Consider the following 12,668-nt stretch of genomic DNA (forward strand, 5'->3'; position numbering starts at 1 on the left):
CCTCCATTTGCTTGGTTTCCATACCACTGAGAATACAATAGTTTGTGAATACCATCCACCGCTGCCATGGCGTTGTTTGTCGTTGCGAACACCGTCTCGGGCGAAATAATAGACGTCGGAGTGAGTTCAAGTTTTTCGCTACATCCAATAAGTGTGTTCCCAAATAGGAAGGTAGCGAATATATATATATATGCTTTATTTAATATCTTCATCTTGAATTTCTTTTAATTATAAACCAAAATTAACACCAAAGTTAATTACTCTTGCAGGGGAATAAGAGGAGGTACTTTGTACGCCTGTAATCCCAGAGAATGTGTTCATCCCTTTTCTTGCGGTTACAAAAAATACGTTTTCTGCGCTTGCGAAGACGCGTGCGCGTTTAATTCCAACGGATCCGAATAGTGTCTCAGGTAACGTATAGCTCATGTTTATAGAGTTAAGACCGAAATAATCCGCACGTGTAAGGAATCTGCTTGAGGTAGCTCCATGTTGGTTTGTACGGCTTAGATCCATACGAGGCACATCGGTAACATCACCAGGCTTCTGCCAAGCATTTAGCAGGTCTTTATGGAGGTTACTGCCGTTTGTACTTCCTGACGACATGAATCCTGCATATTGGCTGTCATAAGCCCACCCGCCAATGCTATAAGTAAATACGAACCCTATGTCAAATCCTTTATACGAAAATTGATTTGAGATGCTCCCATAAACTGTAGGGAGAGCTGATTTGCCAATCCAACCTTGTTTCGCATAGTTTTGGTTATAGGTCAACGTGTCGGTTCCGAGTATTTTAAAATTTTCCTCATAATTGTCTGCATTGGGGTCAATTGTAACCCCATCTTCGATACCGCGATATAAGGCCATTCCATTTTCAGGATCTACCCCATAAAAATCACGTGTATAATAGTCGTACATTGAATGCCCTACAGCTCGTTTATAGTAACTTGATATTATCTCCGGTGTCTCTGCTGGCATTTTTGTTATTTTATTTTTAATCGTGCTAGCATTTAATGTTAAGTTCCAGTTGAAGTTTTCTTTTCTTATTAAGGTTCCTGTGATTGAAAACTCAAAACCGGAGTTTCGCATGTTGCCTACGTTTTTGTAGATTGAATAAGATCCGTCTGTTGTTCCCCCATTATGGTACGGTTGGTTTACCTCATAAAGTAGATCTGAGCCCAGCTTGTTGTAGTATTCAAAAGTACCGGTAATGCGGTTATTTAGAAAACCAAAATCCACCCCTATATCAAAAGGCTTTTGGACTTCCCATTTTAAATCGGCGCTACCTATATTGGATAAAACTGCACCGGAATATGGGCCATTATTCAAAATTGAATATCCCATTTGGTAGGGGTAATAAACAGGATCTCCGTCGCTATCTAAAAAGGCATTATTGCCAAGTGCTCCGTAAGATGCTCTTAACTTGAATAGGTCAACCCACGATAGATCTTTTATGAAATTTTCTTGATCAATTCTCCAAGCTCCGCCGACAGACCAGAATATTCCCCATCGGTTATGTACGGGTATTTTTGAATCACCATCGTAACGTAACGAACCACTAAAGTAGTATTTCTTTTGATAATCATAATTTGTTCTAAGGAAATAACTCTCTAGAGTTTTTTCCCGGAAACTTTCATCTAATCCTGTGATATCGGTGAAGTTTGAAAAGACATAGAAGTTTTCGAATCCTTCCCCTTGCCTTCTACCCCAGAACCCTGAATATTTATAGTAATTATATTCGTGACCTGCTGTAGCTTCGATGCTGTGGTCTCCTATGACGGTATTAGCCTGTAAAAGCTGGTTAAACAAATAGTTGTGAGTGCGGTAAGCGTCGCGATACATTCTGCCCGCAGGTGCACCGTCGCCAACAATCGTATTCTCATAGGACATCGAGGTTGTATTGTATACGTCGGCGCTTAGATTAGTTGTGAACTTTAACCACGGTAATAATTTTATATCAAAATATGTCCTGGCCGTAATTAAGTCTCCGCTACTCTTATCTTGGTTCCAAAGGTTTTCAGCAATTGAATGACGCCCACTATTAAAAGGTCGAGAAATACCGTATTGTGCAGACAGGTTTCCGTAATCAAAGATCCGATTTCCTAATTCGTCGAGGATGTATTCTCCGTTGCTTTGGTTATGGACGTATACCGGGTATATTGGCGCTATTGATCTTGAGAAGTAAAAAGGATTTACGATACCCGTTCCAGTATTAGCGGAATTTCCAGAGTAATGAGAGCCAGTCATGTTTAGTCCGCCACTTAACCAGTTAGTTATTTGGGTATTCGCATTTAAGCGAGCCCTATATGTTTTTCTATTTGAACGTAAAGCCCAGCCCTCTTCGTCTAAAAAGTTTAATGAAGTGTAAATGTCCGAGTTGTTAAAGCCCGTTTTATAGGTGATTCCGTATTCATTGCGGCGGCCCGTTCTGGAGCTTTGTTCTAGCCAATCTAAGTCGTCAGCATATTTTAATGTCGCATTTGGATTCAAACTACCATCTGTTCCGATCAGCTCGCTATTTGGTGTGTTGAATGCGTTATAGTTTCCGACAAATTCGATTAAATCGTCAAATGTTTGATTGTTATACGTCTGTTTTCCATTTGCATTTCGTCCGTATAAACCGGAGGCTAATTGTGCCGCCACATCCGATGGAACGCCGCTGTTGTACTGATAGGAATTTTTCATCGCTTGCCACATCAGCTGATAATATTCACCTGCGTTTACCGTATTATATCCCGGTAAAACATTGGTATTCGTTCCGAACTGCGTTTTAACATCTAGGCTAGATTTTCCTTCTTTTCCACGTTTTGTAGTGATCATAACAACTCCATTAGCTCCTCGTGATCCGAACATTGTGGTCGTTGCAGCATCTTTTAATATTGAAATGTTTTCAATATCGTCTGGGTTGATATTCGCCATACCTCCATTGAATTCGATCCCATCGACAACTATTAATGGACTATTGCTTGATGAATAGGACCCAATTCCTCTGATACGAATAGTGGGGCTTGAGCCGGGTGCGCCACTTGGAGATCCCGTTTGTACTCCTGGTCCAGATCCCTGTAATGCCGATAAGGGATTGGATAAAGGTCTTTTGTCTAGGTCTTTTGCCGATATCGTGACTGCTGAACCTGAGAAATCCTCCTTTTTAACAGTTCCATAAGCGACTACAACGACTTCGTCTAACGATGTTTCCGATTCTACGAGCGATGCATTGATTAACGTTGAGGTGCCGATACTGATTCGCTGTTCAAGAAATCCAATGGCGGAGAAAACGAGAACATTCCCATTGTTATTAATGGTAATCGAATAATTTCCATTTTGATCGGTTTGCGTAGCGAATTCAGCGCCTTGAACTTTGATTGTGACTCCGGAGATCGGGTTCCCGTCCCGCTGAGCGGTTACGCGCCCATTTACAACTCGATTTTGCGCAAAGGATCCTCCAATAAAAAGGATACAAAGCAAAAGAGTGCTAAGTAATTTTTGTTTCATAAAGGTTGTTTAGTTAAGTGAATTTAAATCCGTACATCTCCATATTCGGATTTGGTATGAATCTATTGATTTGTTATTCAAATATAGATAACAAAGCCAGGATATGAAAAATACATCTTTTAAGTAAACAGGGCGAAATATTTTATTAGCGCTCGACTTTATTATAGCCGTTCATAGAATCGGATTGTTTAGTTACATGGCTGTTTTTCAGTCAGTTATTATTTTTGTATTGGCGATTTTTTTTAAATTACCATGCGATTAGGGTAATTTTTTGGAACCAGATACTTACGAAAGTGACCCAATTTAGAATTGATTTTAAGAAAAATACGTTTAATTTTTGATAAAATATGTTTACAATATAATTAAAAAAAGCACGTTCCCGCAAAATATATTTTGACCGCGATTGGGGGCTTATAAAGTTGTCTCTATTTCCTAAATCTCGATCAGGAATGAGCGGCACGCTGTAAATTATGAAACCAGGAGGTTCTAAATTGACGTTATATACGACGTATTTTATTTTAATTTCTCGTTGTTTTTGTGACGATCAATATCGCGAATTGTTTTCTTTTCCAAATTTTTTTCCAACGCATCCGTTAAATCTATTCCTGTTTGATTTGCCAAACACATCAAAACAAACAATACGTCTGCCATTTCATCTGCGAGATTAACTTCTTCATCAGATTTCTTAAACGATTGCTCGCCGTATTTTCTGGCCATAATACGGGCAACTTCGCCTACTTCTTCCATGAGTATAGCTGTATTGGTCAACTCGTTAAAGTATCGAATGCCTGTAGTTTTGATCCATCTGTCGATCAGAGTTTGTGCTTGTTGAATAGTCATGTTGATATTATTAAAAATTATTTCGGTCTTTACTATCCATTATTATGGTTACGGGACCGTCATTCTTTAGATCGATCTGCATGTCGGCTCCAAAAATACCGAGTTGCACATTTTTGTCCAGTAGTTTATTTAAGGTCGCTGTCATCTCTTCATACATTTTTTTTGCGAATAATGGTTTTGCAGCGCGAATAAATGATGGACGATTTCCTTTTTTTGTTTGTGCAAAAAGTGTGAACTGTGAGATGAGAAGTATGTCGCCATTCAACTCGAGAACTGATTTATTCATCAATCCTTGTTCGTCTGAAAATATTCGCATATTTACTATTTTATTTGCCAACCAATTAATTTCGGAACTATCGTCTTGTTCTTCAACGCCAAGAAAAATTAGAAGTCCCTGATTGATCGCTCCCGTCCGTTTTCCATTTACTGTACAGGAGGCATGGCTGACGCGCTGAATGACTGCTCTCATGCTGCAAAATAAAAATAAAAGGTAACTAAGAAGAGCTAAAGGTTAAAAAATATACCGATGATACATTTATAGATGCCCAACATAGTAAGTTCACTCGTTGGGCATCGAAGGTATTTGAATAGATGTTTAGAACTGAATGTTCAAACCCAATAAGAAATTCGTTTCCGCTTGTGGATAATAAGCATTCCCGTATAGCCGATCGCCATTTGGTGTTATTCCACCATAAGTATATCCATGAGATTCATATTTCTCATTGAAAATATTGTTTATAGCTAGGTTTGCATCTATATTCTTGATATCCCAAATAGAGAAACTGTACCGAAATCTTAAATTATTTACAAAGAATGGGTCAACGCTTCGATTCGTTTCGGCGGTGTTATCAAGATATTGACGAGAAACGTATTTGCTTGATAAACTAATTTCGAAGGGTTTGATTGGGGCGTAAGAGAATTCGTTAGATAACACTGTCGACGGTGAAAATGAGATAGTTGTTGAGTTAAATTCTCTAACGACTTGAGGGGCTCCGGTCTCATTCCAATTCTCATCGATAACTGTTAGATATTCGTGATAGTTTTTGATTTTGTTGTCACTAATTCCCGCAGTTGCTCTCCAAGAAAATTTCGATGAAACTCTCCATAAACCATCAAATTCAAGCCCTATCCGATAACTGTCTGGCACGTTTTCACGAATCGATCCACCGACATCATTTATTTCTCCAGTTAATATTAGCTGATCTTTATAAAACATACCATACAGGTTTGTTCCTAAATTTATATTTTCTGTTCTCCAACGATAGCCTGCTTCAATGTTATGCATTTTTTCACCTTTAGGGCGGGAATTTGCCGTAGATTCTACGTAATCGTCACGTACAGGCTCTTTGTTTGCAAACGCATACGAAGCATATAAGTTGGAACGGGGCGACAGGATATATGTAGAGCCTATTTTTGGGTTAAAAAAATGATGTCTGACGTTTACATCTGCTAACTCATGGTTGTGATTATATCCTTGAAATGTATAATCAACAAATCTGTATTGTAAGTCTGTAAAAAGATGAAGTTTTCCGAAGACACCTGTCCATTTCCCATAGATATTTGCGTCATTTTTTTCAGCATCGTTAAAGTAATACTTGTCGCCAATTTTACTGTCTGAGGCGTATTGCGCCCAGATTATCTCACCATAATGATCCCCGCGATATTGATTGGCAGCGCCACCTAATATTAGGCTATGCTGCGCGTTAAATGTATGATTTATTGAAAATATCGTTCCATAGAAGTGGTTATCCAGCCATCGTCGTCTGATTAAGTCCGTTGTTGAAATGGTTGCGCTGTCTATTTTAATTGGACTCAGGCCATATGCGTTAAAGTCTTGTTGCGACTTAAACTCTTCATAATAACCTGCTCCTCGTGTGTAATGAAGAGCAGCGTTAAAAACAGTATTCGTCGTTGCAAAATAACTATAATGTAGATGATGGTGTGTTTGTGTATAATTGTCTGTTTGATTTTCGTAGTCAAATCCGTTATACCTACGATTGGTTTCTAGCAACTCTTCAGGAACTCCGTCCCACGCTTGGTAGGTTTTTTCCCGTCCGGAAAATATAGTTGCTTTTAGTTGATGTTTTCGACCATAATATCCCGCATCGAAATAAAAAGATTTTAGATCCGAACTCGCTCGTTCGATATATCCGTCTGAACTAATCCGTGAAAGACGTGCGTTAAAAGCAAACTTATTGTCGATCAAACCGGACCCTACCTTAACGGTGTTTTTCCACGTGTTGTATGAACCAAACGTGTTATTTAATTCGGCGTTGGGTATTGTGTCTATTTCATCGGACTGTATGTTTAGTGATGCTCCAAATGCCCCAGCTCCGTTTGTAGAACTTCCAATTCCTCTTTGTATTTGTATACTTTGTGTACTTGATGCGAAGTCCGGTAGGTTTACAAAAAATGAGCCCATACTTTCCGCATCATTCAATGGAACACCGTTTAGTGTCACATTGATCCTTTGGTTGTTTGATCCGCGTATCGTAATATTCGTGTATCCAATGCCAGCTCCAGCATCTGAGCCTACAACAACTGAAGGTGTTTGGTCGAGCAGGTAAGGGAGGTCTTGACCTAAGTTGTTTTTTCGAATTTCTTCTTTTGTGATGTTTTTGTATGTTGTTGCCGCGTTATCTCCAACGCGTGTCGCCGATACATATACTTCGCCAGTTTGTCGGTTTTCCAGTTGAAGTTCTACGTCGATCGATGAGAACTTCTCTAAATCTACAGCTTTTTTGTAAGTATAATAACCAACAAACCGAACGTTTAATATCGTTGAGTTCCTTTCAAATTCATCGAAGATTACTTTTCCATGCTCATTGGTCGCTTTGATTTGATTTTGTAATTCGACGGTTGCTCCCTGCACTGGCTTTCCGTCAGTAGAACGGACGTTGACTTCGAACTTTTGTTGTGCAAATGTTATCATGTTTACTAGTATGAAAACAAGCGTCATGATGTAATACTTTAACATAGAATGATAATACTTAAGTTAAACCAACTAATACAAAGGGGCTCGCATCAGCGTCTATAATTTAACTAACCTTCCCTACGCCAGCATTATCTGGATCAGGTACGTTTCACGTTGACGTGAAACTGGGTATATTCTCAGCCTGTATTCGTGTTATGAAGAACAAGGCACCCCTATTGATGGCCACAAATCTAAGCAATTAAAATGAAATGGCAAATTATGTCTTATTTTCGTTTTGGTAATATTTATTTTTATTCAATATATATTGAACATCTTTTGAAGTAAAAAAAATAATTATAAACATATTTCTTTAATAATTCTTAGTATTTGTTATCGTGGCTTCATTTTTGATAACGTACGCTATAATTCAAAAAAAGTAAGTTTATTTTAGGAAAATGAGGTATATATCCGCCAGTATTGTTGTTCCGGTTATAGGTAATTTTATAAAACGGGGCGTCGTGGCCATAGATGAGTCTGGTACTGTAACCGGACTGTATGAAGAAGATGACCTGGCAGTGCAAAATGTCAAATTAGAATTTTACGAAGGTGTTTTGATCCCGGGTTTTGTGAATGCGCATTGCCATATAGAATTGTCATACATGCTTGGGAAGACCGATCGTGGCAACGGCTTGCCTAAATTTCTGGCTCAGGTAATGAAAAATAGAGAGTATTCCCAAAAGGACATTCTATTGGCAATAGAACTTGCTGATAAAGAGATGTATGATAACGGAATACAAGCCGTTGGTGATCATGTCAATACGAAACTGTCTGCAGACATTAAGGCCCAAAGTCCGATACGTTACCATACGTTTGTCGAGGTAATGGCGACACGCAAGGAGGATATCCAGAGCCGAATTGATTTGGCCCGTGATGTTGAGTTCTTTTTTAATCCGGATCATACATCAATCACCCCCCACGCTCCATATTCTTGTTCTAAAGATCTTTTTAAAGCTTTTCGAAATGTCGTCCAGGAAGATAATATATTGAGTATTCATAATCAAGAAAGCGACGAGGAAAATAAGCTATTCCGCTATCGAACGGGTGAATTCCTTGAATTTTACGAAGAAATGGGGCTTGATTCGTCAGCATTTAAAGCGCAAGCACGTAATTCGATACAGTCATATTTACCGCATCTACCCAGAAATAATAAGGCAATATTAGTGCATAATACTTACACGTCGCTCAAAGATATAGATTTTATAAATAGGCAGGGACGTGACGTCTATTATTGTATGTGTCCCAAAGCGAATTTATATATCGAGGGAAAACTTCCTAAATTGCTCAATTTTGTTCCTGATCAGGAACGTATGCTAATTGGAACGGATAGTCTAGCATCAAATGACAGTCTGGATATACTTAGCGAACTTAAAGTTCTTTTGGCTAATTTTGATCATTTAGACTTCTTGCAAGTATTGCAATGGGCGACTATTAATGGTGCTCAAGCGCTGGGTTTATCGGATATACTCGGCTCCATTGAAGTAGGTAAGAATCCAGGCTTAGTTTTACTGGAGGGAATGAATAATCTTCGGTTGACGGATCGCGTTACTTTGAAGCGAATCGTCTAGTTTGTTCGAATATTCTTTTTACATTTGCTTTCGATGAAGCATCTCAATATTCAAGTGATAGGAAAGGTCCAAGGCGTCTATTTTCGTGATACATGCAAAGCGGTAGCAGACCAACTTGGTGTGAAAGGATTTGTGACAAATAACTCTGATGGTAGCGTTTATGTGGAGGCCGAGGGAGACGAGTTTGCTTTAGAATCGTTAATTGAATTCTGTCACGAAGGACCTGATCGTGCGGAAGTACAATCGGTGCTTCAAACGGAGAGCACGTTAAAGGGATTTCAGAACTTTGAGGTTCTAAGGAAGAAAAAATAATATACCAAACGTGTCTGTAGTTAAGCGATTTCTGGGTGACACTGCCATTTATGGGCTATCGACGATTATGTCCCGGCTATTGAATTTTATCCTTACGCCACTTTTCATAGGGAAATTCGAAACGACAGTCTACGGCGTTTTTACACATCTATATTCTTGGGCCGCGCTAATAAATGCTTTTTTAGCTTTTGGCATGGAAACGACCTACTTTAGATACCTTCAGAAAGTCGCCCCAGAGGATAAACCCAAGGTTTTTAATCATACTTTTCTGGTAACTATTTTTACCAGTTTTGTACTATTAATCACCCTTCTTATTTTTTTAGACCCTATTTCGATTTGGTTTGGAAGGCAGGGAGTGCAATCTGTTACTGATTATAAGATTTACATTTTGTGTGTTGGCCTCACTCTGGTAGTTGATGCACTTGCGGTGGTGCCATTTGCAAAACTGCGTTCACAAAACAGGCCGCTACGTTACGCATTCTTAAAAACCATAAATATTTTGCTATTCGTGGGATTTAACTTATTGTTTTTGGTAGTCGTGCCGTGGTTTGTAGTTCGCTTCCCTGAATTTGAATCGTTATTTTCTTGGTTTAAACCTAACTGGCTCGGTTACGTTTTCGTCTCAAATTTAATTGCCAGTTTTGTGACTTTGCTGATGTTGATACCGGAAATGCGCGCCTTCACACTGAAAATTGATAGACTGTTATTACGGAAGATGTTCAATTACAGTTTCCCGATTTTTATCGCCAACGTTTCATTTATTATTAATGAACATCTCGATAAGATATTGATGCCAGTTCTTTTACCTGAAGGTATTGGTGAACGCGATTTAGGGATTTATGGCGCCATAGCGAAGATAGCGGTTTTTCTAAGTATTTTTGTACAAGCATTTAGGCTTGGGGCGGAGCCGTTTTTCTTTTCTTACGCGAAAAAAGAAAACGCTCGTCTAGTATATGCTATGATCATGGAATACTTTGTGATTGCGATGATGCTTGTGATGGTCGGCTTGTCTGTGAACATTGAATGGCTAAAGTACTTTATAAAAGGAGCGAACGCTGTTGAATCTGAGAAATACTGGTCTGGTCTAAATTATATTCCTGTTATTTTATTTAATTACGTGTTGCTCGGGATTTATATGAATCTTTCTATCTGGTATAAGTTGTCAGATCAAACGAAATATGGGCTGTATATCTCTAGTGTCGGGGCAATTATAACGATTTTTCTGTGTTATTTGTTTATTCCATCGATGAGTTATGTTGGGGCTATATTGGTCACGAGCATAGCGTATCTTTCGATGGTAGCGCTCTCTTATATCTGGGGCCAACGTAATTACGCAATACCCTATAATATTAGCAAGATTGGAATGCATATTATGCTCGGAAGCAGCATCGTTGCAGCTAATTATTTATTGTTCCATCGTAATTTTTGGTCAGGAAACTTCTTATTGTTATTGTATATAGGCTTTATATTATTTCAAGAACGGAAATTTATCCGGGAAATTCTGATTTCTAGATCTTAATAAATTATAAACTGTCGATATAAATTTCCTCAGCAAATTTGTTTTGGATATCATTTAATACGTCCAAAATTTCTTGATAGCTTTGTAAGCTTACAAGTTGTGTTCTGTATTCTTTGAAGTTGGGTATACCTTTAAAGTAATTCGCATAATGACGACGCATTTCGAAGATACCTGTTTTGTCTCCTTTCCATTCTATTGATTTACGTAGATGCGTCTCGCAAACCTTTACGCGTTCAGTAATTGAAGGTCCTTCAAGCCGGTCACCAGTTTTGAAGAAGTGTTTGATTTCTCTGAAAATCCACGGATATCCAATGGACGCTCTACCGATCATAATACCGTCTACTTCATACTCTTGTCTCCAAGCAGCAGCTTTTTCTAATGAATCAACATCGCCGTTACCAAAAATAGGAATCCGTATCCGCGGATTTCGTTTAATATCCCGAATCATCGTCCAGTCTGCTTGTCCTTTGTACATTTGAGCACGGGTGCGACCATGTATGGATAGCGCCTTTATGCCAATGTCTTGAAGACGTTCAGCTACTTCGTAAACATTCTTGGTATTGTCATCCCATCCTAACCGCGTCTTTACGGTAACCGGTAGATGGGTTGCCTCTACAACTGCTTTGGTCATAGCAACCATCTTATCGATATCTTGTAATAAACTCGCTCCTGCGCCGCGGCAGGCGACATTTTTCACCGGACAGCCATAGTTAATATCAATTAGGTCTGGTTGAGCAGCAGTGCAAATTTCAGCAGATTGACGCATGCTTTCGATATCCGACCCAAATATTTGAATTCCAATTGGGCGTTCGTATTCGAAGATATCGAGTTTTTGTCTTGACTTTGCTGCGTCACGAATTAATCCTTCGGAGGATATAAATTCAGTATACATCATATCGACTCCATTTTGTTTACATACAAAACGAAACGGGGGATCACTCACGTCTTCCATTGGAGCTAACAACAATGGGAAATCTCCTAAGTCTATGTTCTCGCCGATTTTTACTGACATATTCTGAATTTTTTACAAAGATACAAAAATTGAAAATGATAGTATCGAAGCAAATCCTTGTACAATTTTAATTGGAAAAAAGTTACGAAGAGATGTTCGAAATGTAAAAGTAGATTCTCTACCCATGGATGATACAGCGCAGCTAATAGGCTGCTTAACATAAATTGAAGAATAAAGGACGCCTTCTGGACGATTTTTGGTAAGGTTCTTGTTACCAATGTAGGCATTGTTATATTTATGTATTGCTAACAAGAACTCTTAAAAAATGAAAAAAACTATTTTTTCTCTCCTATTATTTGCAGTTTGTGGATTTAAATCAGCGCAAGCCCAGTTTTCTAGACCCGTTAGTGTCGGTGTTGGAGCTGGTACAACCATCAATCTTACCGATTTAGCGAACGTAGATGCCAAATTCGCTGGACATATAGATGTAGACGGATTAATAACACCCTTCACTTCAGTCGGTATACATGCTGAAAAAGGAAGACTGGCTGGGTATGGATATGAGAGTGATTTTCAAAATGATTATTTAGCTTTTAATTTGAACGCAAAGGTAAGAGTGGGACAGTTTATGGATACAGGCAATAATCATAGTTATCATAATCTCAAAGCGAGTACCCTAACTAAGATAGTTTCTAACATCTACCTTGGTGCTGGTGCTGGAGTGATGAAAAATTCAATTGAAAATTCAATTTCGCCGAGCTACGCAGCATCGGTTGAAGAACTTTCTGATGATCTGGACGGATTTCATTTTATAGTACCAATTAACGTTGGTTTAGATGTCCCTTTTGGAAGGACGCTTTATGGTCCGCAATGGGCAATCAACTTGAACTATCAACACACTATTACTACGAATGATAACCTAGACGGTGTGATCAACAGTAAAAAGGATCATTACGGTTATGTTTCTTTGGGAGTGAAATATGCTTTGTTCAACAGAAACTAAATACAGCCAATCTG

General features: G+C 38.7%; 10 protein-coding genes. 4 read left to right on the top strand and 6 right to left on the bottom strand.

Going from position 1 to position 12,668, the window contains the following annotated elements; all coding sequences use genetic code 11:
- From HP439_RS13925 to HP439_RS13945, 5 genes are all read right to left on the bottom strand, one after another.
- On the bottom strand, positions 1–212 hold a 212-nt coding region (locus tag HP439_RS13925), incomplete at its 3' end, for a hypothetical protein (protein WP_216657852.1).
- Between the two features lie 16 nt (positions 213–228).
- Entirely contained in the window at positions 229–3,489 is a 3,261-nt protein-coding gene (locus tag HP439_RS13930) for a SusC/RagA family TonB-linked outer membrane protein (RefSeq protein WP_172390950.1), read from the bottom strand.
- A gap of 513 nt (positions 3,490–4,002) precedes the next feature.
- Positions 4,003–4,329, bottom strand: coding sequence for a nucleotide pyrophosphohydrolase (locus tag HP439_RS13935; RefSeq protein WP_172390951.1), 327 nt, complete (start codon positions 4,327–4,329; stop codon positions 4,003–4,005).
- A 10-nt stretch (positions 4,330–4,339) separates the two neighbouring features.
- Entirely contained in the window at positions 4,340–4,798 is a 459-nt protein-coding gene (gene dtd, locus HP439_RS13940; protein ID WP_172390952.1) for a D-aminoacyl-tRNA deacylase, read from the bottom strand.
- A 126-nt stretch (positions 4,799–4,924) separates the two neighbouring features.
- Entirely contained in the window at positions 4,925–7,261 is a 2,337-nt protein-coding gene (locus HP439_RS13945; RefSeq protein WP_246229368.1) for a TonB-dependent receptor, read from the bottom strand.
- Between the two features lie 437 nt (positions 7,262–7,698).
- Here HP439_RS13945 and HP439_RS13950 point away from each other — a divergent pair, with 437 nt between their 5' ends.
- The 3 genes from HP439_RS13950 to HP439_RS13960 are packed head-to-tail and all read left to right on the top strand — an operon-like array spanning position 7,699 to position 10,699.
- Positions 7,699–8,868: an amidohydrolase family protein gene (locus HP439_RS13950; RefSeq protein ID WP_172390954.1), complete on the top strand. Its 1,170-nt coding sequence runs from the start codon at positions 7,699–7,701 to the stop codon at positions 8,866–8,868.
- 33 nt (positions 8,869–8,901) lie between these two features.
- Positions 8,902–9,180, top strand: coding sequence for an acylphosphatase (locus HP439_RS13955; RefSeq protein WP_172390955.1), 279 nt, complete (start codon positions 8,902–8,904; stop codon positions 9,178–9,180).
- Positions 9,181–9,190: 10 nt separating this feature from the next.
- A complete protein-coding gene (locus HP439_RS13960; RefSeq protein WP_172390956.1) occupies positions 9,191–10,699 on the top strand; it encodes an oligosaccharide flippase family protein in 1,509 nt (502 codons plus the stop codon).
- Between the two features lie 4 nt (positions 10,700–10,703).
- Here the strand turns inward: HP439_RS13960 and dusB are convergent, their stop codons facing one another.
- A complete protein-coding gene (dusB, locus tag HP439_RS13965) occupies positions 10,704–11,711 on the bottom strand; it encodes a tRNA dihydrouridine synthase DusB (RefSeq protein WP_172390957.1) in 1,008 nt (335 codons plus the stop codon).
- Positions 11,712–11,976: 265 nt separating this feature from the next.
- Here dusB and HP439_RS13970 point away from each other — a divergent pair, with 265 nt between their 5' ends.
- Positions 11,977–12,654 (top strand): outer membrane beta-barrel protein, encoded by a 678-nt coding sequence (locus tag HP439_RS13970; RefSeq protein WP_172390958.1) that lies wholly within the window; start codon positions 11,977–11,979, stop codon positions 12,652–12,654.
- Positions 12,655–12,668 lie beyond the last annotated feature (14 nt).

It is taken from the genome of Sphingobacterium shayense, assembly GCF_013179575.1.
Taxonomy (GTDB): domain Bacteria; phylum Bacteroidota; class Bacteroidia; order Sphingobacteriales; family Sphingobacteriaceae; genus Sphingobacterium; species Sphingobacterium shayense.